A 22,549-nucleotide genomic window follows, 5' to 3' on the forward strand; every position below is an offset into this window, starting at 1 on the left:
CCGTCTAATTGCAGATCTCGACTCGACGATTCCTTCCCTTCCCTGAGTGTCCGCTCCCGCAATAAGCACACTGGCTCTTTTTCGATGGACTCAATACCGTTCGGAATATTAGTTGTCTTCGTGGTTACCTTCTTCGGTCAATCTTTGCTTGCTCTTGCGAACTCTAATCTCAATACGACGTCTTGTTGGAGCATCGCCGGATTGAACTCCATCCGTCAGGCGATCGTCAGGAAGGATCAACTGACCGCCTGACATCGGTAGGATATTCAGATGGTCCAGCTCTGGTATCTTTTTAAGAATCGACGCGACAGATATCGCACGCGCTAAGCCTAACCCCGCGTTGTCGCCAGGTTCCATCTTACTCACGTCTTCATCACCGGAGAGCACTTTCTTCAGAACGAAGTCCATGTTGGACTGCCTTGATAAACGTTGTTCGTCGGTATGGCCGATAACCTCGACGACATCGACATCATATTTTGCGACGATCTCAGCAATCTGCTTGGCGATCGCCCCTTCAAGCTTGGCCCTAAAGGCCGGTCTCAATTCAGCGCTACTGACTTCAAAGGAATAGCCCTTGGCTTCGCTGAGGTTGATGATGGGTGGGAGATCCTTTGGCTGCCGTGTCATTTCGGCGAGATCTTTTTCGGCTTCGGCCAACTTTCGTTCCGCGTCGAGCGCGCGCTTGTCGGCCGACAGCAGGTGGCGCAGGTCGTCGGGTGTCAGCCGATTGTCGCGGACGACCGCTGTAGCCTCGGCCAGACGCACCGCGTCCTCAGCCGTCAGTCCCTTTTCCTCGATCAGCGCGACTGCTTTCTTGGCCAGCACCAGTTTTCGCCATTCCTCGTCAGGAACCTTGTGGCCGGTGGATTTTTCCATGAGCTCGGCGACCTGAGCAAGAAGGCTCTGGTTCTCCTGCCTGAGTTGCAAGACTTCTGCCTCGCTCCGGGATGCCTTCTGCAGGGCAATTCGCAATTCCGCCTGTTTTTTGGTGACGATGGCGCCGGAGACCAGGAGAAGACAGAAGACCAGCAGGAGCATCGTTTCGGCCATGGTAAGACCCAGGATCAGGCCGCGCGCATGGCCCTTTCGCTCGTAACCGACCGAGGTTCCGTCGGGCTGGTTCAGCGCCACCATCTCGGCCTCGGTTTCTCCTCGCTCGGCTGCGGGGACTGCGGCACGTGCTTCTCGGCATCAGTGCCGTTGGCAGCGGCGGCGAGACCTGGTGGCTCAACCTGCCCAACCTCCTCGTGAAGGGGGACGAAAATTTCGGGCTGGACTGAGGGTTCTGCGGCTGGTGGTGGCGGTGCAGCAGGGGTTTGGTCTCGGGCGGGTACACGATCGCGCTCAAGAAAGCGCGACAACAAGTTTGTGGTGCTGGCGTTCTGTTCGGCCTGCTTCTCAAGCCTCTCTAGGAGGACTTTCTGAAGCGCCGCTATTTTGAGGACGGTATCCGAAAGCCTGTCGGTCCGCTCGCCTTGTTCCTTGGAAAGCGCCTCGGCACGTTCGGTGAACCTCCCGACAGAAGCGGCAAGCACCTTCAAGACCATGACGACATCGGTCTTGAGAACTTCATCGGGGATAATCACCTTGCCGAGCTTGTCCGAAACGATGTCGGCCTGGGCCTCAAACTTCGAGACCGTGGCGGCCATCGAACCATTCGCTCTGTCCAAGGTCACAGCAACCGTTTCGACCTTTTCGGCAACGCCTGAAAACCGGCTTTCGATACGGCCGAATGTCTGGTCGAGCGTTTTGGCGATCTTCTCCGAGGTGTCCTGGACGGGCTTTATCGCCTTCGCGGCCATCCCCTCGAAGGCCTGTCGGACCTGATCGCCGTTCTTTTCCGCCTGGCGGGCTATTTCGGTGAAGCCTTCTTCTAGCATTTGGTTGCAGACCCTGCGGAAGTCGGCGAACTCACGGGCTACACTTTCCATCTCCGTGCGCACCCGGCGTGTCATGTCCGCGAGTTCATGACGGGTTGCCCGCTCCACGTCAGCTGGGTCGCGGCGGACCTGATTGTAGAAGATGCGAAGTGCGATGCCGGTAATCGTCGACGTCACCGCGATACCGAAATTCCTGACGATTTCGTCGGTCGATGCATCTGTGCCGAATTGGTAAAGCGAGGCTCCCAAACTGGAGAGCGTGAACAGGAAGCCCATGTAGTACAGGTTGTCGCCTGTCTGCTCGTCGTGAAGACGCAATTTCCCGACGTACCAGGAAAATGCGAAATAGCCGATCATGAGGCCTATCGGCACTGTCGACGAGATCAGGGGGCTTAAGCCGGCTGACTTCGTGACGGCAATGAAGATGCAGCCGCAGACCGTCAGCCCGATATAGAAAGCCTGAGGGAAAAACCACGTATCGATTAAGAGACGTCCGCGGGCGGCCATGGCTTACATCCCCTCAAGCTTTGTAAAGTCGCTGAGATTGCCCCCGTTATCCGAAAACCACTGCGTCCAGAAATTGGCATGGTCGACGGATGGGAACTTCCTCTCCGGTCGGTTGAAATAAAGAATGGTCACGTCGGCGCCGAGAAGATCGGTCCTGAAACGAGAATTCGCGGGGCTTTTCTTGAAGGCATTGTAGTCGGCGCCGGATTTGTATTGGGAATAGGCGGGGGTGTTCTCCATCATATCGGAAACCAGGATCAGCCGTTTTGGAACGCTGTCGAACGTGCCGTTGTCGAACAGGCTGAGCTTCAGTTTCTGAATGCCAGCCATGATTGGCGACTGATCGGCTTGGCTGTCCGATGGCAACTGCTCCGTCAGATCCTTGAGCGGCTTGTCGAAGGCTTGTTCCCAGATCTTTTGGTGCTTTCCCGGATTGCTGGTCCAGACGTCCACTGTTGACCCGTCTCCCGGATTGCAGCGGGCGAACAGCTCTTTCAGACTGCCAGGCACTGATGTCAGGGTTCCGACCCAGAGATAGCCGCCCTGCTTGATCGAACCGGCAATCTGCCTGAACTTGTTAGCAAGATCTTCCATGGTGGCTTGCGGGACGGGATCGGAGGTGTCGAAGAGAACGGCAGTGACGCTGTTCGGCGCGCCCCTTACCGGGCAGCCGGTCGCTGCGTTTGTTTCGACAACGTCCCGGGCCTTGACGTTGAGCCAGATATAGCCGGAAAGCATTGCCAGGGACGCCAGTCCAAGCAGGATCGCTCCTGCAACCGCGCCAGCACCCTTTCGGCGCGAGCTCCCCGTCCTGCGACGGCTCCTAGGCCTGGCCATCGAGGGTCTCCGGATACAGCTTGTCGAGGTCGCGATACTTCTCGATGCCGGCCTCGCACTCCTTGCCGACCTGTTGCATCTGCTCGTTTAGCGCCTGCTGGGCCGCTGCGATCGATGAGGCAAAATCGCTATCCTTGATCTCACCATCGTTTTGGATGACGGGCTTGGTCTTTTGGAGTTTGAAAGGCTGGGAGAAGTATTTTGGAGGGGCGGTCTTTCGCGCGCGGATGTTTGCTTCGCGGTATTTCGAAAGGAGCTGGTTGCCACTCCGCTCCAACTGCTCTTGGTGTTCATTGAACAGGGCCAGGAGCCGTGCACGGCTGGACAGGATTGCTGCGTGTTCCCGCCTGCGGCTGGCGAGACCCTTCAAGATGTCCTCGACTTTGGCGTTATGGTCATCGCGCAATTCGATGAGGCGGTCTATGAGATCGGCCTTGGTGTCAGTGTAATCCAGTCGGCGCTCCCGACGCCTCTTTTCCACGCCGGCATAGCCTGGGTATGGATCGAGAACGAACCAGCCGTCAATGAAGGCGATGATCGAAAAGAGCAGACCCACCAGGAAGAGCATCCACGATCTCACCTCCTCAAGCCCAAGCGGATTATGGAGCATCCTCTGTACGGCAAGGTTGCCCGCACCGTCGGCGAGCGTGCCGCTGACTTCGCGATAGTGCGCGAGCAGGAGGTTTATCCCCAGCGCAATACAGACATAGAGCAGGATTGAAACCGTTCCGACGAGCTTTACTGCCACCGACCGGTGCGTCACCAGGCGCACGCAGAAAATGGCAAAAATCAAAGCCGACACAATGTTGACGAAGGAGAACGCGAAGGCTTCCGTGGCTCCGCCTAAAAAGCCTTGGTCGTTGCCTTTCGCCAGAAAGGACCCGTTGAGGTACGTCTCGACCAGGAAGAGGAAGACGAGCAGCGCAATCCTGAAAAGATGGGCCGTTCCGTGCTGCAATCTGGCCACACGCTCCAGGCGGTGATTCTTGCGGAAGGTGGCGAGTTCTCTTGTGGCCTCGTGAAGGTCGGTTCGCCTGGCGTGAAGTGTATCCAGGCCGATCGCTATTTCTCCCTTGAAGCTGGACAGGCTGGAAGCATGTGCTTGCTGAAGCAGCCCGAACTGCTCCTCGAGGCCCAAATTCGCGACACGACCGGAGTAGAGGTGGAGCGTATCCTCGAGGATCTGGTGGGCCGTCTTCTTCTCGTCATGTACCCTTTCAACGATAGAATGTTCGACCTCATCGATGGCCTTCGACGAGGACGATGGCTGGTCTTGTTCGCCACGTGCTGTTCCCAGATCGGCGAGGTTCAAGTCTCGGGCAATCTTGTCGATGTCGAGGCTTGGGAAAATGTCTGCTCCCACCCTATAGTCGTGGTTCGCTTCCATGATCCTGTTGCGCAGTTTCTCGAGCGCTTCAAATCTCGCGGCCAACGTCGTAAACCTCTATGATCAATCTTCCGGAACGCGCCGTTGCGGCTTGCAGCGCGTTTCAGCGCGCGGCAAGCCTGCTATCGGCGTCTCTCATATCCGGCTGCCCCGCCTGGCAGAAAGCCATTCCCTTTGTGCTCGATAGTACATCGGCGAGCTGCATGCAAACTCAAAGGAGTGCCCCGCCCGGCCCTTCTATTCTGAGCCATGGATTCAACTGGCCACAGTATTTTTCGGATTCTCGTGCTTGGGCGAGGGCACCGCTACTGGTCGACCCGCCGAGGCTCTTGCTGCCCAGTATTGACGAGAGCGAGCCGCCCGCGCTCAGCAGAACTTTCTTGTACATGGCATTTGCCAAACCTAGACCTGCACGAAATTTGCGGTCATTCTCCCAGTGGGAGAAGCGGCTTGGACACATCTCGACACAACGGTCGCTCAGACCAGCGGCGGAAGCACAACGGCTCGGGACGACTGCGCGTTTGGCGTTGGACACGGATCTCGTTGCCGCTGGCCTTCGTGACAGTGGCTGCCGCTGCCGCCTTAGCCACGCAATTGGCAATGAGACACAGCGATCGAATTCCAGATATTGGAGTTTCGAAGTGGCTTGGCGCGAAACAAGAGCCAATCAACGGCGTTGCATCCGTCATCGATGGCGATACGATCGAGATCCATGGCCAGCGGATCCGCTTCAATGGCATCGATGCCCCAGAGAGCAATCAGTCCTGCGGTGACGCCAAGGGCTTCGAATATCCGTGCGGGCGCCGCTCAGCCGAGGCTCTGGGGATCTTCCTGCTGGCCTCCAGTCCGGTCAAATGCACGTTCGTGACATGGGATCGATATCGTCGCTTTGTCGGGGATTGCCAGCGAGCCGATGGTATCAACGTCGCCGCGTGGATGGTCGAGCATGGCCAGGCGATGGATTGGCCCCGCTACAGCCGCGGCGCGTACTCGGCGCAGCAGGCGAAGGCGGAGACCGCGAAGGTCGGCATCTGGGCCGGAGCCTTCCGGGCGCCCTGGGAATGGCGCGCACAACATAGCGAAAGCGCTCCTTCGTCGCAGCCCCTTGGATTCATGAAGCGCCCTCTCGTCGCACAAAGTGGCCATTCATGCGAACCACGGCGGTACTGCTCTCAAATCGGCTCGTGCGATGAGGCTCGTTGGTATCTCGAGAACTGTTCATGGGGTGGCAAACTCGACCGCGACAAAGACGGGGTTCCTTGCGAGGGGCTCTGCTAGCGATGCCTGCTGTGGATGGAAGCCGTTCTAGGCGGGATCTCAGAATGGGCGGATTGTAAATTCCGCGGCAGCCCTGGGAAGTTTTTTCAAAACCGACATCAAGTCTTCGAGGAACACCAGCGGCCGCAACGCCATCACAGATCATCGTCGCGTTTGACGCGCTGTAGGTAATCGCTATCAGATCTTTGTCAGCCGCGCTGTGGTTGCAGCTTGGTCCGACTTTGTACCACGGCCGTTCCGCTCTGCGGACGACGCGGTCTGCTGTCGACAGGGACCGGCACTTCGAGGCCTCGCTATGAATGAGAGATATAGGCCGCGCATCTCGACCTATGTTCTTCGTCGACACCGGTTTGCCGGACATTGACGCGGGCCTGCAAGGACCTACGGATCGACCGTAACGGCCATTTCTAGATAGCGGCAGAAGCCGTTAGCAAGTTGCATCTGGCGCGGCGTCCGGCACTCCGGCTCGAACACGTCCGGATTGGCCACGAGAATGCATAGTGCTTTGGCGCGCGAGGTGGCCACATTGAGGCGGTTCGCGCTGTAGAGGAACTCCATGCCACGCGGGGCGTCGGCATGACTGGACGTCGTGACGGAATAGATGACGATGGGCGCTTCCTGCCCTTGGAACTTGTCTACCGTTCCTATCCTCGCGCCAGGGAGGCGCGCCTGGATTTCAAAGACCTGCGCATTGTAGGGCGCGATAACCAGAATGTCGTTCAGGGTGAGCATCGCCTCGTTACCCTCGCGGTCGCGCCAGCGTGCGCCCGAGGCAAGGATCTCGCTGACAACATCGCGGATGCGGTCAGCCTCCTCCGGGCTGGAGTTCTGGTTCCCGCTGTGCTGCACCTCGATGTAGCGCAGGCCGCTCCCGCCAAGCGGGCCGTCCATCAGGATGGCCTGGTTCTCAAGACCGGGACGGGGAAGGAGGCGGCTTTCGTAGAACAGCTCGGAGGTGAAACGGCAGATATCGGGGTGGAGGCGCCAGGTCTGGTCGAGGAACAGGCCCTCGTCCTCGGCGATGGTCTGCCGTCCGCGGAGAAGGTGGTCGAGGGCCGAGACCTCCGTACCCTCGGGATGCGAGCCCTGCATTGGCTGCTCAAGCTGCTGCGGATCGCCAAGCAGGACAAGGCTGGCTGCGGCCGGTGATATGGCAAGCACGTTGGCGAGCGACATCTGCGCGGCCTCATCCACGAACAGCACGTCGACGAGGCCAGCCGCATCGGGCCGGGCCCACAGGAACCCCGTACCACCGAGAACGTGGTAGCCGCTTGCAAAGGCGCCGAGGGCCTCGGGATTCTTCGTGGTGAAGGTGAGGTGCGGGACATTGTCTTCGGCATCCGTGACCTTGTGCAGGCACTGCAGGTCGAAGTCTTCCTTCGCTGCTTCCTCGGCGGCCTTCGCGAGCAGGTTGCGAATGACCTTGTGGCTGTTGGCGGTCACCCCGACGCGAAGGCCGGCCCTGACCAGCGCAAGGATCGCGTAGGCGCCAGTATGGGTCTTGCCCGCGCCAGGCGGTCCCTGGATGGCGAGCACGCCCTGCAAGGCCGGGACGAGGCGGCAGGCCGCATCGACCGGGCTCTCGCCTGGCTGGCGCAGCGCCGCGCCGCCGGCATCGGGCGGCCGCCGCAGCAGCAAATCGCGCGCCGCCTTGTAGGCAACGGGACCGCCGATGCCATTATCGGCCACGTACTCGCCGATCTGCACCAGGGACTCGGCCAGGACAGCCGTGTCGATATAGGTATGGGCGAAGACAGCTTCGGGGTGAAAACCGGCGGTGTCGCCCCGCTTCTTGATGTCGATGAAGCGATGTTCCAGGTCGACGCCCTCGACCTTGCCGAACCGCTCGCCACCGACGCTGCGCAAATCCTCCCCGCCGCGAAACTCCGCGTCCTGCGGGGGAAATCGATAGCGGTGGATAGGGGCCTTGGCGGTTCCGCCCACGGTATCCACGAATTCGAGGCCGGCGATACCTGCCCGCTCGTCCTCCAGCTCGTCCTCGGACAGCGCCGCCAGCCGGAAATATTCCCACCAGATCGCCTTCTCTTCCCTGCGATGCCAGTCGAGCACGTTCGCCAGCACGTAGAGCGCCTGCTGCTCTGCGCTGCGCTCCGCGGAGTCCACCGGAATGCCATCGGTCAGCACGGCCACGACTGCATCGATCCGCGCCTGCCAGGCTGTAATATCCGGCGGAGCGTCCTCCTTAGGCGGAGCCGGCCGGGGGATCTCCACGCCTGAGGCGACCGCGTCAGTCCGCAGGTGCTCCAGCCAGTCCCGAAGCCGCTGCGTCGAGACGCAGTCATCTTGGTTGTAGCCCGTCACGACGGCCCGATCTTCCGCATTGATGCCGCCTGCATCCCCGAGCTCCAGGCAGGCCTGGACCTTGCTCAAGGCATAGTTGGCATCGGGCAGCGACACCGCACGTACGAATTCGTAGAGCGGCTCCAGCTTCTTGATGGAATAGCTCTCGACGCTGGCGCGGATGGCGTGGCGGACCACCGCGTAAAGATCGACCAGGACCTGCCCGCGCAGCAGAGCGTCGATCTCTTCCTCGCGCGTGGCGTAGCGCCCCATCAGGCGTTTGAGCGCACCCATCTCATAGGCGGCGTAGTGATAAATGTGCATGCCGGGATGGCGCGTTCGCCGCTCGATCACGAAATCGACGAAGCGTTCAAAGGCGGCCTTTTCATCGACCGGCGTAAGACACCAGTCAGCGATGTAGGTGAGCGCGTCCTCCGCGTCCTTGAAAGCATAACCGAAGAGATATTCGAGGCCGCCTTCGCCGACGAAAGGGTCGCCTTCAAGATCGAAGAAGATGTCGCCATCGTCCGGCTCCGGCAGTCGGCAGAGACCAAAGCTCTGTTCTATCGGCAGCGCTTCATGGAGCAAGTGCCCAGCCGCGCGCCCCGCAACCTGGATCCGGGCCTGCTCCCGAATGCGATTGTAGGACGAAGCGGCACCGCGCTCCGGCTTCCATTGTAGCGGCAGGTGGAGCTCGGCTAACGCGGTCATGGTGGCGACATCGTGGCCGGCAAGCTCGCCGCGCTGCACGGCCGTGATGCCGGCTACAAGGGACAGGTGATCGTCCTGGTGGCGCCGGTCGTCGCACTGGCCCCGCCAGCGGCAGATGTCGCAGTGAGCGATCGGCTCTGGATACGTGCCGCCATTTCCGTTCAAGGACGCGGCGAAGCGTTCTCGGACATTGCGGTAGTAGGCGGCATAGTCGCTGACCCGAAAGACCTCCGGCTCGAACCCGGTGAGGGGCGCGACAACGTAGGCGTATTCTGGCACGAGGCCCTGCATCTGCCCGACGAGGTCAGAATAGAGGCAGAGCTGCAGCACAGTCCCGCCCTTGGTTTCGCGAGCGAGCTTGGTGTCGATCACTTCATAGGACCAGGTGCCGAGGTCGCTTGGCGTCTCGACGCGCCGGAGGATGTCGGCCCGGCCGACGATGGGCAGCGCCCGTAGCGCCGCCTGCACGATGATCTGCTCGCCGGCGCGCATCGCCTCGATCGTGGCGGCCAGGGAGCCGTTATCTATGCCCTTGCCCTCGATGACCACGACCGCAAGGCCCGACGCACGCAGGTGATCGACATAGGCCGCCTCGTGAATGGCCCCGCGCTGCTGCAGGATCTTGAGCAGCGGGTCCCAGATCTTCGGCTTCTCAAGCGCGCCATCCGCAACCTGAAGGTCAAGCACCGTCAGATGGCCGCAGTTCAAGTAGCCGACCAGGTCGGAGGCACTCAACTGTAATTCGGAGCCGATTCTCAGCATCAATAAAGTGTGCGCAGATTGGTGACAGCTAGGCAATTCGACATCGCCCGGATTTGCGGTATCGTCTGCTGTCGTTCGCCGTGCCATGCCGTTGCACAACTTCGGGCGCCACTCTCATCGATCTTTTGCGCTAGGTGACTAGTCGAAGCCTTTTCGGCGCGGACCAAGCGTATGATCAAATTCTTCTATCGAGCCGCGGTCGAACGCCCGTATGTTCGTAACCGGAGACCGCCAATGGCATTTCGATTCGTACATACGGCCGATATTCATCTCGACTCGCCGCTGCGTTCGCTGGCGATGCGAAACCTCGATCTTGCCGAACTCGTCGGCGACGCCAGCCGCCAGGCATTCGTCTCGATCGTGGATCTCTGCCTTGCGGAGCGCGTCGATGCCCTGGTCATTGCCGGCGATCTCTATGATGGCGACCAGACGTCGATGAAAACGGCGCGGTTCCTGGCGTCACAGATGTCCCGCCTGCACCAAGCGGGCATCAAGGTTTTCAAGATCCGCGGCAATCATGACGCCCTGGCGCGCATATCGAAACAGCTGGTGTTCCCGGACACGGTCACGATCTTCGGTGGCCGTCCCCAGACCGTGCTGCAGACGGCCGGCGGGCTTGACGTTGCGTTCCATGGGTTGAGCTTTGCCAGCCCCAAGGCGCCCGACAGTCTACTCCCGAAGTACTCAGCGCCGCGTGACGGCGCGGCCAACATCGGCATCATGCATACAAGCCTGGCCGGATCGCCCGGCCACGACGTCTATGCGCCCTGCAGCGTCGCTGACCTGCACAGCCATGGCTTCGACTATTGGGCCCTTGGGCACATCCATGTCCGCCAGGTCCATCCCGGGGCGAGCACAGTGGTGATGCCAGGAATTCCGCAGGGCAGGGACATCAACGAGGCCGGCGAGAAATCCGTCACCCTGGCGACGATACGCGACGACCGAACCGTCGAGATCGAGGAGAGGCTAACCAGCGTCGCGCAATTCGAGCGGGTCAACGTCGACGTGACGGAAACGGTGGAATGGTCCGAAGTCGTCGGACGAGTCCGCTCCGCGCTCGAAGATGTGCGCGCCTCCGTCAGGTCACGCCATGCCGTAGTTCGCCTCGGCCTGACCGGGGCGTCACCTCTATCCTGGGCGCTGATCCGCGACCGCGACCTGCTGCTCGCGGAAGCCGAGCAGGTCGCGGAGCACACGGGAGACACCTGGGTGGAGAAGCTCGAGCTTAACGTCTCTCCACCCGAGGCAGAAACATCCGAGGGCGTCGCTGATCCGATTTTCGAACTCGCTCAATCCATGCGCGCTGATGCCGGCTCGGAAGCTTTCCGTGCCGAGGCGAGGGCGCTCGTCCAGAAGATGATCGCGGATCTGCCGCCTGACGGACGCGATTTCGCCGGCAGGGACGAGGCTGAGCAGGAGTTGTTCCTCGACAGGGTGCTTGCCAACGGCGCCGACCTAGTCACCGCCCGCCTCAAGGCCGGTGGGTCGCAATGAGGCTGCGGCGACTTGATCTCATCCGTTATGGCAAGTTCACCGACGCGACGATCGACTTCGGTCCGAAACCGCAATCCGGACCCGACCTGCATATCGTCTTCGGCCTGAACGAAGCCGGCAAGTCGACAGCACTATCCGGTTATCTCGACCTGCTGTTCGGCATCGAGGAGCGCAGCCGCTACAATTTCCTGCACGAGTACAGCGCCATGCGTATCGGCGGTGTGCTCGAACTCGGCGGCGCCGAGCACATTTTCACACGCACCAAACAGCGCGCCAACTCGTTGCTCAACGCGGCTGGCCAACCGGTCAGCGAAATGGCGATATCAGCGCATCTAGCCGGGCTGTCTCGCGACTCATACGAGACCATGTTCTCGTTGGACGACGAAACGCTGGAAGCAGGTGGAAAATCAATTCTGGAATCGCGCGGCGACTTGGGCAAGCTGCTGTTCACGGCCAGCGCCGGGCTCGGGCACGCAAGCGATACGTTGAGCCTGCTCGACGCCGAGGCGGATAGGCTCTATCGCAAGCAGGCACAGGGAACCGAGCTTGCGCTGCTCAAGAAGCGGCTTGCCGAACTAAAGTCGAGGAGGGACGCGATCGACACCCTGGCGTCGGCGTTCGAAACGCTCGAGTCAGAGCGCCTGGACGCGACGGAAAAATACGACCGCAGCATCGCCGAACGCTCGGTGCTGTCGGCCCGGCTCGAGACGATCGCAAAGTATCTTCGCGCGATGCCGATCCTTGCCGATATCCGGCGCAAGCAGGCCCAATTGGCCGAGTTGCCAGAGATCGCTTCACCGCCACGGACATGGACCGGCAGCGTCACTGAGATGATCGAGGCCGACGCCAGTCTGAGAACGCGGCTTTCCGCGAGTGTGGAAGAGCTCGAACGGGTGACGGCGAAAATCGCCTCGGTCGACGTGGACGCGGTGATCCTTGCGATTTCCGAACGGGTTCGCGGCCTGGCTGACAGAAAGGTGCGGCACGTCTCGGCCGGCCTGGACCTGCCAAGCCGCAGGACGGAGCTGCAAATCCTCGACAATGCCGTGGCGACCTGCCTTGGCGCACTGGGAAGGTCCTCCGAGCCAGATCCTGCCAAACTGCTCTTGCCTGCTGCAACCATTGGCGCTGTGCGCACCATGGTCGAGCAGCGATCCGGGATTGTGACCAGCGTGCGCGTTGCGCGCGAGGAGGCCGCGGCCGCTGCTGATGCGCTCCAGACGGCACGCGAGCGGGTCGGAGAAGAACGGGCTGTCCCAGAGCCTGCCAGGGCAAGGCTGGTTTCGGCTTTGTCTACGGCAAAAGCCAGCGGGTACATGAGGGAGACCAAGGCGGCACGCGAGGCCGCGGATGCGGGTGCAGTTCGATGGGAGGCCGCGATCGCGCGCTTGCATCCCTGGTCGGGGGATGCTCAGGCATTGGCCAGGCTCGCCATTCCGAATGCCGGACAACTTGGCGCATGGAAGGCGCTGGCAGCAGAGCTTGGGAAGAGCAGGGGTGTCTTTTCCGAACGTCTTGCCGAGCACCAAGGCAATCACGATTTGCTTTCGGCGCGGCTGAAAGCCCTTCGTGCCTCGGTCGATGTCAGCGACGATGATGCGGCGGGCGCCATCCGGCGCGCCCGCGACAAGGCGTGGGCAAGGCATCGCGGTGACCTGACTGGCGAAACGGCGGATGATTTCGCGGCAACACTGGCCCGAGACGACAGTGTTGGCGCAGGCCGTTTGGCCAACGCCCGGGAACTGGTCGAAATTCGCAGCACAAACCGCAACCTCGCAGAAACCGCGGCCACCATCGCGCATGCGCATGATCAACTTGCCCGCAACGGCTCAGATCGGGAGGCTTTGCTCTTGGAAATACGCACGGCCGCCAGAGAGCTGCTCGGACCGTGCCACGAAACATCCCCCGAACAGCTGATCGAACTGATCGAGGATCGCATCGCTGCCCGCATCGATGCGCTCGCGGCCTGGGAGGAGATCGAGCTTTCGCGCAAGAAGGCCGAGCGGGCGGTTGATGAGGAAGGGCGAATACGGCTGGAGTTGAGCGGCGCGCTGGCGAGCGTCGGCGTCGCTTCGGATGCTGGTGACAGCCTGGAGACGGTCATGGCCGTGGCAGAGCTGTTTCTTGAGAGACAGTTCAAGGTGGACGCAGAGCGCACCGAGGCGCTCAAGACGGTTGGAACAAGGCAAGAGGATCTGGCCGCCAGGCGCCGCGCTGTCGAAGTTGCGGAGCGACGTGAGGATGAATGGCAGGCCGGTATTGCCGAAGCGCTCAAGGGGACCTGGCTGAAGAGTGGCATCTCGGTGCCCGGCATGGGCGGCGTCCTTGATCAACTGGCTGAACTGTCCAAGAGCCTTCAGGACCGGCACGCCATGCAGCTCCGCATCGCGAAGATGGAGGCCGACAGGGACAATTTTCTGGTCGAGGTTTCCGCCGTTGCAGCCGAAGCGGGCGAGGCGGCCGACGACGACGAGCCGGAACAGCTGGCGATCCGCCTTGCCCAGCGCCTGGAGCGCGGCGAGCGCACGCGCGAGGCCAAGGCAAGTCTCGTCAATGACCTGCAGCGCCTACAGGATGCGCGTGAAATCCTCGATGCTGAGATTTCCGCACATGAGCGCCGCAAGAACGAGGTCCTGAGTGTCTTTGGCGTGGCCACGCTATCCGAAGTCGTGCAACGCGACGAACTGCTGCGCGACAGGGATCGCCTGCGCACAGCCGTGGCCGAACTCCAGGAGCAGGTGTCGTTCGAGCTTGCGGTGGAAGGGTTCGAGCAGGCGCGTTCGATGTTGGATGCTGTCGATCTTGACAGTCTCGCAATCGAGAAGGCCGGAGCCGAACAACGGCTTCGCGACCTTGACGAGGCGTTGCAGCACCAGCTCATTCGGAAGACGCGCGCAACCGACAAGCTTGACGCCATTGGCGGCGACAGCGCTGTTGCCCGCATAGATGTCGAACGGCGCACCGTCCTTCTGGAAATCGAGGAAAAGGCCGTCCGCTTTATCGAGCTGAAATTGGGAATAATGTCCGCTGGAAATGCTCTGCGTCTCTACCGCGAGCGTCACCGCTCTGGGATGATGGAGCGCGCATCAGACGCGTTCGCCCTCATGACGCGCGACCAGTACTCTGGCCTGACAACTCAACCTGTGAAGGGTGGGGAAGTGCTCATCGCGTTGCAGCGCGATGGGCAATCCAAGGTCGCCGATGCGCTGTCAAAGGGGGCGCGTTTTCAGCTCTACCTGGCGCTGCGGCTTGCCGGATACTACGAGTTCGCCCAGTTGCGACCCTCTGTGCCATTCATTGCCGACGACATCATGGAGACCTTCGATCATTTCCGGTCCGAAGAGGTTTTCAGGTTGTTTGGTCAGATGGCCAGCGCGGGTCAGGTGATCTACCTCACGCATCACCAGCACCTATGCGAAATCGCCAAGGCTGTTGTGCCGGGTGTAACGATCCACGAGCTCGCATAGTTGCCTGCTGTCGCGTGGCATGAGTTGATGCCCCTGCTACCAAGACGACTTCCGTAGGCCGAACCTTGGATGGCCCCTTCGCGCCAATGTCGGCCGTACAGTGTTTATCCGACGCTCCCGGAAGCCGACGTCGGCGATAGTGTGAGGGTCGCGCTCCCCTGCGAGCTTAGGCTGTTGCAACGGCGGAGGCGTCAACCCAAAGGTGCCAGAGAGCAATGGCACCTGGATCGTTCGCAGGCGGTGTCGTATGCGCATAGAGGAAGGACCGGCCGTGCCCGGATAGTGCGGCATCGCATGCACCCAATCCGAGGGACGTCGGGGCATTTTCGACCGCATAGTTGGTCGCTTGTGCCGGAAGCGCAAGGTAGGGCTCCAGGCGGGTCGCGATGGTGGTCCCGTCGCGCACATAAGCGATCATCAATGCCTCACGGCCACCCCAGCCATATTCCCCATTGAGGAAGCGCTGCAGGCCTTGGCTGCAGTAAAGGTGTTCCCCCCTCGTGACGTCGATAATCTTGGCTTCAGCGATCAGCGGGAATCGGCGCGTTCGAGCAGTGAGATGGATGGAAAGGTCTGGGCGCTTTTCCAGATGCGAGCCGTCAAAGCTTAAACTCTCTTTGCCGCGCACCACGGAGGCCACGAGCTGTCGCCAGACCTTGTCCTCTTCGATCATACGGTTGAGGCGGGCCTCTAGCAGCGCGGTCACCTCGGCTTCGTCGCCCGTTGCGACTGTTCGTGGGGCGCTCTGGCGGATGTCCTTGAATGCCTGGGCCACAACATCAGCGATGATGTGCAGGTGGATATCGTCGATCGCCGCCAACGGCAGATCGACACCACGGGTCAATTCCGCGATCTGGTCCGGACGGGGCACAAGCACTGGAGAACTCATCTGCGGTTGAGCCCTCTTAAGAAATCGAGGCGCGACCAGATGATGTGCTGAGCCAGCAGATGCGCCTGCGTGTCGCTCCAATACCGATTCTGGGCCAGACGGCCGATGAGGAGCGTGCCGCTACGATCTTCCACTATCATCTCTGTCGCCGCCGTTGCGTCGGCGACAGAGAGCAGTCCTTCCCAATCCTGTTCGATGCCAGCGTCAGGCTCCTTCGTTTCCGTATGCAGCAGAAGTCCCAGCCAGGGTGACGTCGGACGATCAGTCACCATGCGTACGCCTACTGGCGTGCTGAAGCGTTTCGCCCAAGGCTCAAGTTCGCCACGAAGCACCTTGCAAAAATCGGCCGTGGTTTTCGGGTCGGGCCGGGCTTGCGCTGTGATCTTCGTTTCGGCAAACGGCAGGTTGAAGGCGAGCGTGTCCGAAATGATCTGCAGATCGGTCGGGCCTAGCCCATACAGATCCGCGACCCAGCGATCGACATCGTCCCAGTTCTTCTTGGACAAGCGCAGTTCATCGAAGAGCTGAGTGATCTTGGCCAATGTGTCGGGCGACAGCTTGCGGAAATCAGGCAAGGGAATACGGTCGAGCGCAGCCTTCTCGATAACATCGCGCTCGAACCCGAACTCGCCACTCGTAATGAGTGCGAGCCACAAGGCGAACTTGCTGCCGAACACGAGCGCGAGATAGCGCACTAGGACGTTGGCACGCTCGAACTCACCTGGACTGTATCCGTAAAAATTCTCATTGTACGCAACGGGCCTGTTGGAAACCGCGATACGGATCCGGCCACGCTCCGCCGGCGGTGACTTGTGCACGATCGTGATTGGTGCCTCGAACAAGCGCGGATCTCGAGGATCGTGAACTCGATCGTGCTGAAACGGTTCGAGCTGATCGGTATCGATTAGAAGATCATCTAGACACTCGATCGTGACATCGGGCAGCCCGTGTAGGTACTGCGCTGGGGCGCCTGGTTGGCCATCGCCCTTCACCCTGGTCCGACTACTTGCCTTCAGGGTTTGATAGCCGCGCCCGGCACCCGCCATGCGGCCGCGGTCGGAAATGCCAACCGCGTCACGCCAAAACGCATCGAGGGTGGGAAATCCTTTCGTTCTGATCCGCTCGACAAGGCGGAGGTCCGCCTTCGTTCCCCTAAATAAGATCTTGAGTATGTCGGGCGTCTCGACCATCTGCTGCGTTGCGATGATCTCGGCAGAATGCACATCGATGCGCATGGCGCCCGACGCATTGAGTGCGGTTTCTACCCTCGGGCTGATCAAGCGGAAACCCGTGCCGGTCTCCGGCATGCGATTGGTCGCGATCAGCAAACAGAAGGGCGCGGAGATTCCGGCCACACCTTGGTCTGTCGCAGCTCTACACCGTTGATAACCGATGTCACGTCGAGCGCCTGAAAGAGCATCCTGCGCGCGTCGACCATCCCGTCACCCTGCTGGAAAAGCAGACGGGCATGCAGCGCGAACGCGATCTGGGCGCCGGGCTTCGCCCACTCCATCGCGCGCCAGACAAATGGGAGATCGAGCACCTCGTTGGGGAGTGGTGGCGCGATCTTGGTACCTGTCCGTTCACTGGCGATGCGAGCGACTGTCGACAGCACCAATGACCAGTCCGGCAGCTTCGTGCCTGAGGACCACGGTGGGTTGCCGACGACCATGTCGTAGCGCCCACGATGTTCCTCGTCGACCAAGGGCCCGAGGCTGCCCAACGCCGCGCCGGGAGCGTCCGTATTCGCCCCGATCCGATGAAGCACTTTGCCCCTCAGATCGTCGAAGCGGAGCTTGTCGACCGGCTTGGGCTCGGGATCAAGTTCGATCGAAATCAGGTTAAGCGCCAGGGCCGCGAAGCGCAGCGCTGCTTCGTATCGAAGCCCGTGATCTGATCGTAGAGGATTTCGCGCAGGCGCTGCGTGTTGGGCCGCTTGCCGTCCGCGCGCCAGCGGGCGGCAACCAGTTCCCGGAATGCAGTGAGGAGGAACACGCCAGCGCCGGCCGCCGGATCAAGAATCCGCGCGTCGGCGGTCGCCCCATCACGCTCCAGCGCGCGAAATGACGCGCGCACGAGCAAGTCGGCGATGGGCCAGGGGGTATAGTATCCGCCTTCCTGTCTCTGCTTGGCAGGCGCGTGGCTGCGCAGATAGAGTTCATAGGCTTGGCTGAGCACGCCGACGGGAATGTGGGCGAAATCGAGCCTATCCCAGCGCTCCGCCCATCCCAGAAAGAGTTGGCCGCCTGGCGCGCGCATCATGATGTTGCCAAGAACGTGATAGGCTTCGGACGGCAGGTGATCGAATAAGTCGACCGACAAGGCCAGAAGATCGCCGTTGAACGTCTCGTCGAGCCAGCTGCAAGTCGCACGCGCATTGTCGGCATTGTCGAACATCGCTGCAGCGACGTCCGGCGCAGCCAGATTTGCCGGCAGGAGGTCACGATCCCCCAAGAAGCGGGCGAAGAGGGCTCGGCCCACGAGCGAGATCGCGTCGCCGTGCTCAAGGTCAAGACCGATCAGGCAATCGATCGCCTCGGCAAGGAGGTTGAGGACGACGTTAGAAATCCAACTCTGCTTCGTTCGCGCGGCCCGGGGTCGGCGATTGGCCAGATGCGGGAACAAATCCTTGACCGTTTCGGTCGACCCGTCGATAGCGATACGCGCTTGGGCAGGCGTTTTGCGATCGAGCGCGATGGCGTAGACGTCGAGCCGACCGGAAGCGACGATGCCGAGATATGGCGCGTCGCCTCGCATTGCCAGCAAGCGTCGCAGTTGGTGGATTTTTTCGTTGCCGTCGATCTGATCAGCGTCGACTAGGAAGACGAGCGGTGCATCCTGCCATTCATAGACGGCGCCGACGACACCCAGGATCGAATCCTGTCACGTCGTGCGCTGGTCAGCGTGGCATAGGGCAGAAGCTCAGGCCCGTCGGCATCGAGCGAGTGCAGCGCCTGCCGGTCGGCGCCGAAGGGCTCGAGCCGGGCCAGCCAGTCAGTCATGGCTATGGCCGTTTGCCAGTGGTGCGCTCACGAACGTAAATCCAGACTTGCCTGGCGATCGCCGCCGAAACGGCCGCGACGAGTAGCGCCGCGCGGCTTCTTCGTCGGCGCAACCTTGGCAATCGCGGTGCGATAGTCGACCCCGCTAGCGGCCATTTCCGCGACGAGCACGGCAACAAGGGCGATGTGCTGCGGCAGGGCTCTCCGTTTTGCATAGTTCGTGATCGAATTGGGGTTCATACCAATCAACTCGGCAAAGGTCCGCACACTGAGGCCGGCGCGCTCAAGTTCGGCAAGGAAGTCAGCGTAAGGCACCGCACCGCTTCGTCTCAGCACACTATTTGATGTGTCATAGCACACAATACGATGTGTACAATGGCACTCGCTCGACCTTCCAGGCAACCGGTAAAAGCCGAAGAAGCAGAATGTTCGCATCTGCAGTCTTTGGGACGTGTGCTGTCACTCCGGTTTTGGCTGACAAAGCGGAAAACCAGCCCTTCGTTCCTCATAGAACCATGATGCTTATCCTAGTGGCATGGCAGCTCTGGTGCGCGTCGACGGGACATTTTGAAGCTGCCCATCGCTTCCCGAAACAATCGTGTCAATCACGAGTGGGGGGATCGCTGCGCGTTCATCCCCCAGCTTCGGTATTCCACGCCTTGGGGAGGGCGTCCGCCGCAGTGTGCATCAGGCATGCCAGCACACGGACTGCCGCGCCAAAAAGAGCGGGACGAGGCATGAATTCGAGGTGGATGCCTGGAAACTCAACCCAGGGAACGCCAATCCGCCGCGCAATTTCGACGGATGGCCGGGCATAGAACAGCCCGCGGTCAGCTGAACCCGCGCCGAGAATTATAGGGAATTTGGCGCTGCGCAGTGCTGCCTCGTCGGGAACAAAGCGTCCCCAAGCCGCCCATTCATTCCCAAACAGGTGGTCGGCATTCCCAAGGAACCTCGCCTGGAGATCTTCCGGCCAGATATATGTGCTTTCGCTGCCCTCGCCCCGGACGGCCTGGAGGAACTCGAAGACAGTAGCTTGAGCGCCCGCTTCACGGTAGCGCGCGCCGATGCGGTCGAAAAAACCCCGCAACGGGTCCCCGTCAGCGAGCATCCCGGTGACGGGCGGCTCATGCGCGATCACGCCGCGCAGGACATCGGGGTGACGGGCTGCAATATCAAGCGCGACGATCGCTCCGGCGCTGTTTCCAAAAACCAGGGCCTTGCCGCCGGCAAGCTGGTCGATCAGCGCGCGCGCATCATCCGACTGCTGCGCGACCGTGATCGGCGTCTCAGAGCGGCCCGTACTGCGTGAGTTGCCCCGCCTGTCGTAATTTATGACTGTGAAGGCGCTGGCAAGATCCTCAGCCAGACCTGAGAAATACCCGGCGTCACCGCCGGCGCCCGAAATCAGCAGAAGATGTGGACCGTTTCCACGAACTTCATAATATATCTGAGCGTCGCCACGGTCGGCCATTCCACTGAGCATCGTTTACTCCTCAAGATTACTTCTGAGAACGAGGGAAAAAAGAAAGGTTGACAACCGGGAAGTCGAGCCCATTTTTCCGTCTCGCCCTTGCCCGCATCACCCGGTGGGACAACGCACGTCGGCCCGCCGGCATCGTGACCGGCGGCCAGGTGATCTCCCAAGACCTCGGCATCAAGCTCGAGAATGTCGGCATCAACATGCTCGGCCGCGCCAGGAAGGTGTCGATCCGTCTTCTCTTTGGTCGGGCACGTGTTTTCGAATGACGGGCGAGGCTGGGCTGGGCCCCTTGTAGCTCGCCAGGGCCTGCAGCAAATCCGTTAGAAGGTGCTGTTTCAGTCCGTCCTCTCAAAGACGGGCACACGGGTTCAACGGAAGAGATCATGCTCGTCTTGCCGGTCCGCGTGCAGTCACCCTGATTCAGTGTCGCACTTCTATGTGCAAAGCCCGTGCCAGCGCGCTCAGCGCGCAGTAAGCGCATGGATATGCTTTGAAAAACCTCCACAGTGCCCAGATGGCGGGTTGTAAGAACCTGACATTTTCGCCAATGTTTGTTTTGAACTTGGCATTTTGTGTGCCGCTGTCAGGTTGTGGACACGCATCACGCGCCTCGCGGCGCCAGAACAGCGTGGCCCGCCCGCGCGGTCGCGAAGCGCCAAGACCATGAGGGCGCGTGCGGCACGCAGCCTCTGCCCGTCTTCCCGAAGCCGTTCGTTGCGCGATACCGGGCTTGGGTCGCGTGGCTCAGGGGTTTCGCCGCCAATGTTGATCGCGGAAGGGCTGGCGCAGCAGGAACGGGATCGTATCGTCCATCGCGCCAACATGGTGGCCGCGTTGCGTAGCCGCGAACCTAACGGCACGAACAAGCCGCCGTGAAGTATGAGCCAGCGCAAAAGATTCTGGCTAAGCACGGCCTGTCTTTTCAGCCAGGTCGAAAGCCGGTTCCACCGCAGGCCTATCACGAGCTCGACCATGACCTCACAGGTGGTGACGAATAATGTTCGTCGATGCATGTGCGATCGTCTCGATAATGGCGGGGAGGACACGGCCGACGCCTATGAAGCGGCGCTGCTCGATGCGGCATCGCCGCTCACATCGACACTTGCTCCCTGGGAAGCCATCATCGTCCTTTCACGGCCGGATCAGTTGAATTGCGCCTACAAAGCGGCTGAGGCGGTTGTCGTCGAATGGCTCGAAGCACGAAAGATTCGGCTCCGCGAGCCCGGTTCGCCCCGACGCGTCCTGTCCTACGCGGTCGCCGTCGCCGAACAGCACGGCATAGGAAAGCGGCGCCTCAGCAATTTCGGTCGCTTCCACTACGCCTATGCCAAGGCGATGCGCTCGCCGCTGCTCACCCTGCACCAGCTTTTAGGTCGAACAGACGTGGCAACCTTGCCGAAAGGATCCGATGACTGAGCGTCGTCGAAAAGTTGACTGAACTGCCGGAATTGACCGGGGCTCGTTGCCGAGCAGGTAAGCGAGGACATGGCCTGCCGAACGGCCCGGGCAAGCTGTCGAGGTCCGACCGGGCTACATAGCCGAGCTCCGGCCATCCCATGCCAAGGTCGCAAACACCGACGGCGACTCCGGGTTCGCGGTCGAACTCGGTCAAGAGCCAAGTCGCGCGCCCGGTTGGCAGGAGAAGCTTCACGACGGGCTCGTGATCAAGCTCGGGCTGTTCGACCTCGCGGGCAACGCAATTCGCTTGGTGATGGCGCTCCAGGCGGGCGTCATTTCTGCCGGAAGGTGAAAGAGGATCTCGTTTCGTCTCGATGACGGGAGGGGCGTATTTCGCGCGCGACAGGGAGAAGTACGATCCGATGTCATTGAGATGGGCAACCAAGGCCGCGACCAGCCTGATCGAGAGCTGGCCACCGCGCCTCCATCGCTAGCCCGCTCGCAATCGTCCGGTTGGCGGCGTGGTGCTTACCTCAACGTAACGAATTCGGACCGGCCCGGCATCTGGCGATGTCATGCTTTGTGCGCGATGTTGCAACCAAGTTCGAATGTCGCGGCGCCAGCAAAGTAGAATGTCGCATGGCGGTGGGGACGGCCACAACGGGAGCGCGCGACTCGCGGCCGACCTGCATCTCGGCAACCATCTCCAGGGCGGCGTCCAGCCGCTTGTTCTCGACGATCGCCGAACGGTGAACCGAGCGCAGCTCATCGAAGGCTCTGTAGGGCAGGGCGACACCCTCATGCATGATCTCGAGACGGCCATCAGCATAGTCGCAGACGACCACCTTCTTGCAGGCAAGCTTCTTCGCCAATTCGGTCGGGTGGAGAATGAACATCACCTTATCGTAACGCAGCGTCAGAGCCTGCGTCTGCGTGCGGACCTCCTTGCGGCACAGGGCCATCAAGAATGCGGTTCTTGGAGGGACGGCCACGCGCCTTGTGGCGAAGAGCCGGCGCGCCTTCAGATTGAAACGTCTTCATTAGCCGCTGGACTTGCCTGGCCGAGACGCCGAGCAAAGGCGCTCGCGCAATGCGGCGAGCGTGGCGATCTCATAGAGCCGGCGATCAGGCTTCTGCTGCCCAAAGATCAGTT

19 protein-coding genes and 1 pseudogene are annotated in these 22,549 nt (G+C 61.1%); 5 read left to right on the forward strand and 15 right to left on the reverse strand.

The features are described from left to right. Nucleotides 1–108: 108 nt before the first annotated feature. The 4 genes from AC0L2P_RS24540 to AC0L2P_RS24555 are packed head-to-tail and all read right to left on the reverse strand — an operon-like array spanning nt 109 to nt 4,656. Nucleotides 109–1,134, reverse strand: a complete 1,026-nt coding sequence (locus AC0L2P_RS24540; RefSeq protein WP_473504799.1) for an OmpA family protein — start codon at nt 1,132–1,134, stop codon at nt 109–111. Beyond that, nucleotides 1,122–2,387: a hypothetical protein gene (locus tag AC0L2P_RS24545; RefSeq protein WP_473504800.1), complete on the reverse strand. Its 1,266-nt coding sequence runs from the start codon at nt 2,385–2,387 to the stop codon at nt 1,122–1,124. Before AC0L2P_RS24545 ends, AC0L2P_RS24540 begins: the two co-directional genes overlap by 13 nt. A gap of 3 nt (nt 2,388–2,390) precedes the next feature. After that, entirely contained in the window at nt 2,391–3,224 is an 834-nt protein-coding gene (locus tag AC0L2P_RS24550; protein WP_473504802.1) for a hypothetical protein, read from the reverse strand. Beyond that, nucleotides 3,211–4,656 (reverse strand): hypothetical protein, encoded by a 1,446-nt coding sequence (locus AC0L2P_RS24555; RefSeq protein ID WP_473504804.1) that lies wholly within the window; start codon nt 4,654–4,656, stop codon nt 3,211–3,213. Before AC0L2P_RS24555 ends, AC0L2P_RS24550 begins: the two co-directional genes overlap by 14 nt. A 498-nt stretch (nt 4,657–5,154) precedes the next feature. On the opposite strand from AC0L2P_RS24555, the gene AC0L2P_RS24560 reads away from it, so the two are divergent. Next, nucleotides 5,155–5,889, forward strand: a complete 735-nt coding sequence (locus tag AC0L2P_RS24560; RefSeq protein ID WP_473504806.1) for a thermonuclease family protein — start codon at nt 5,155–5,157, stop codon at nt 5,887–5,889. A 381-nt stretch (nt 5,890–6,270) separates the two neighbouring features. Here AC0L2P_RS24560 and AC0L2P_RS24565 read toward each other — a convergent pair whose 3' ends face one another. Further along, a complete protein-coding gene (locus AC0L2P_RS24565) occupies nt 6,271–9,663 on the reverse strand; it encodes a TM0106 family RecB-like putative nuclease (protein WP_473504808.1) in 3,393 nt (1,130 codons plus the stop codon). A gap of 234 nt (nt 9,664–9,897) precedes the next feature. Here AC0L2P_RS24565 and AC0L2P_RS24570 point away from each other — a divergent pair, with 234 nt between their 5' ends. Continuing rightward, a complete protein-coding gene (locus AC0L2P_RS24570; protein ID WP_473504809.1) occupies nt 9,898–11,157 on the forward strand; it encodes a metallophosphoesterase family protein in 1,260 nt (419 codons plus the stop codon). Next, the gene (locus AC0L2P_RS24575; RefSeq protein ID WP_473504811.1) at nt 11,154–14,624 is read left to right on the forward strand and encodes an AAA family ATPase; all 3,471 of its coding nucleotides are present in this window, start codon (nt 11,154–11,156) and stop codon (nt 14,622–14,624) included. The genes AC0L2P_RS24570 and AC0L2P_RS24575 overlap by 4 nt, the downstream gene beginning before the upstream one ends. A gap of 166 nt (nt 14,625–14,790) precedes the next feature. Here the strand turns inward: AC0L2P_RS24575 and AC0L2P_RS24580 are convergent, their stop codons facing one another. The 7 genes from AC0L2P_RS24580 to AC0L2P_RS24610 form a co-directional block, all read right to left on the reverse strand. Then, a complete protein-coding gene (locus AC0L2P_RS24580; RefSeq protein WP_473504813.1) occupies nt 14,791–15,501 on the reverse strand; it encodes a hypothetical protein in 711 nt (236 codons plus the stop codon). 8 nt (nt 15,502–15,509) lie between these two features. Then, nucleotides 15,510–16,820 carry a hypothetical protein gene (locus AC0L2P_RS24585; RefSeq protein WP_473504815.1) on the reverse strand — a complete coding sequence of 437 codons (1,311 nt, stop codon included), beginning with the start codon at nt 16,818–16,820 and terminating at the stop codon, nt 15,510–15,512. 14 nt (nt 16,821–16,834) lie between these two features. Then, nucleotides 16,835–17,281 (reverse strand): DNA methyltransferase family protein, encoded by a 447-nt coding sequence (locus AC0L2P_RS24590; RefSeq protein ID WP_473504817.1) that lies wholly within the window; start codon nt 17,279–17,281, stop codon nt 16,835–16,837. A gap of 68 nt (nt 17,282–17,349) precedes the next feature. Further along, the gene (locus AC0L2P_RS24595; RefSeq protein WP_473504819.1) at nt 17,350–18,270 is read right to left on the reverse strand and encodes an N-6 DNA methylase; all 921 of its coding nucleotides are present in this window, start codon (nt 18,268–18,270) and stop codon (nt 17,350–17,352) included. Between the two features lie 59 nt (nt 18,271–18,329). Then, nucleotides 18,330–18,515, reverse strand: a complete 186-nt coding sequence (locus AC0L2P_RS24600; RefSeq protein WP_473504820.1) for a hypothetical protein — start codon at nt 18,513–18,515, stop codon at nt 18,330–18,332. Nucleotides 18,516–18,542: 27 nt separating this feature from the next. Continuing rightward, on the reverse strand, nt 18,543–18,755 hold the full coding sequence (locus tag AC0L2P_RS24605) for an XRE family transcriptional regulator (protein ID WP_473504822.1): 213 nt from the start codon (nt 18,753–18,755) through the stop codon (nt 18,543–18,545). 391 nt (nt 18,756–19,146) lie between these two features. After that, nucleotides 19,147–20,001, reverse strand: a complete 855-nt coding sequence (locus AC0L2P_RS24610) for an alpha/beta fold hydrolase (protein ID WP_473504824.1) — start codon at nt 19,999–20,001, stop codon at nt 19,147–19,149. A 47-nt stretch (nt 20,002–20,048) separates the two neighbouring features. Between AC0L2P_RS24610 and AC0L2P_RS24615 the strand changes: the two genes are divergently transcribed. Together AC0L2P_RS24615 and AC0L2P_RS24620 are read left to right on the forward strand one after the other, a co-directional pair. Beyond that, nucleotides 20,049–20,264, forward strand: a complete 216-nt coding sequence (locus AC0L2P_RS24615; RefSeq protein ID WP_473504837.1) for a hypothetical protein — start codon at nt 20,049–20,051, stop codon at nt 20,262–20,264. A gap of 706 nt (nt 20,265–20,970) precedes the next feature. Beyond that, nucleotides 20,971–21,414, forward strand: coding sequence for a type II toxin-antitoxin system VapC family toxin (locus tag AC0L2P_RS24620; RefSeq protein WP_473488842.1), 444 nt, complete (start codon nt 20,971–20,973; stop codon nt 21,412–21,414). On the opposite strand, the gene AC0L2P_RS24625 is transcribed toward AC0L2P_RS24620, so the two are convergent. The 3 genes and pseudogenes from AC0L2P_RS24625 to AC0L2P_RS24635 all read right to left on the reverse strand — a co-directional run bounded on the left by AC0L2P_RS24625 (nt 21,350) and on the right by AC0L2P_RS24635 (nt 22,437). Next, nucleotides 21,350–21,841, reverse strand: a complete 492-nt coding sequence (locus AC0L2P_RS24625; protein WP_473504826.1) for a DUF2958 domain-containing protein — start codon at nt 21,839–21,841, stop codon at nt 21,350–21,352. The genes AC0L2P_RS24620 and AC0L2P_RS24625 overlap by 65 nt on opposite strands. A gap of 223 nt (nt 21,842–22,064) precedes the next feature. Next, nucleotides 22,065–22,355 (reverse strand): annotated as a pseudogene (locus AC0L2P_RS24630) (ISNCY family transposase); the annotation flags it as partial. Further along, nucleotides 22,297–22,437 carry a hypothetical protein gene (locus AC0L2P_RS24635; protein WP_473482450.1) on the reverse strand — a complete coding sequence of 47 codons (141 nt, stop codon included), beginning with the start codon at nt 22,435–22,437 and terminating at the stop codon, nt 22,297–22,299. The pseudogene AC0L2P_RS24630 and the gene AC0L2P_RS24635, both read right to left, overlap by 59 nt. Between the last annotated feature and the right edge of the window lie 112 nt (nt 22,438–22,549).

It is taken from the genome of Mesorhizobium sp. WSM4836 (genome assembly GCF_055811815.1).

Coding starts and splice junctions, on each gene's coding strand:
- AC0L2P_RS24540 (WP_473504799.1), bottom strand. CDS start 1,134: ATGGTGGCGCTGAACCAGCCCGACGGAACCTCGGTCGGTTACGAGCGA.
- AC0L2P_RS24545 (WP_473504800.1), bottom strand. CDS start 2,387: ATGGCCGCCCGCGGACGTCTCTTAATCGATACGTGGTTTTTCCCTCAG.
- AC0L2P_RS24550 (WP_473504802.1), bottom strand. CDS start 3,224: ATGGCCAGGCCTAGGAGCCGTCGCAGGACGGGGAGCTCGCGCCGAAAG.
- AC0L2P_RS24565 (WP_473504808.1), bottom strand. CDS start 9,663: ATGCTGAGAATCGGCTCCGAATTACAGTTGAGTGCCTCCGACCTGGTC.
- AC0L2P_RS24570 (WP_473504809.1), top strand. CDS start 9,898: ATGGCATTTCGATTCGTACATACGGCCGATATTCATCTCGACTCGCCG.
- AC0L2P_RS24575 (WP_473504811.1), top strand. CDS start 11,154: ATGAGGCTGCGGCGACTTGATCTCATCCGTTATGGCAAGTTCACCGAC.
- AC0L2P_RS24585 (WP_473504815.1), bottom strand. CDS start 16,820: ATGCCGGAGACCGGCACGGGTTTCCGCTTGATCAGCCCGAGGGTAGAA.
- AC0L2P_RS24595 (WP_473504819.1), bottom strand. CDS start 18,270: ATGCGAGGCGACGCGCCATATCTCGGCATCGTCGCTTCCGGTCGGCTC.
- AC0L2P_RS24600 (WP_473504820.1), bottom strand. CDS start 18,515: ATGACTGACTGGCTGGCCCGGCTCGAGCCCTTCGGCGCCGACCGGCAG.
- AC0L2P_RS24605 (WP_473504822.1), bottom strand. CDS start 18,755: ATGAACCCCAATTCGATCACGAACTATGCAAAACGGAGAGCCCTGCCG.
- AC0L2P_RS24610 (WP_473504824.1), bottom strand. CDS start 20,001: ATGCTCAGTGGAATGGCCGACCGTGGCGACGCTCAGATATATTATGAA.
- AC0L2P_RS24620 (WP_473488842.1), top strand. CDS start 20,971: ATGACCTCACAGGTGGTGACGAATAATGTTCGTCGATGCATGTGCGAT.
- AC0L2P_RS24635 (WP_473482450.1), bottom strand. CDS start 22,437: ATGAAGACGTTTCAATCTGAAGGCGCGCCGGCTCTTCGCCACAAGGCG.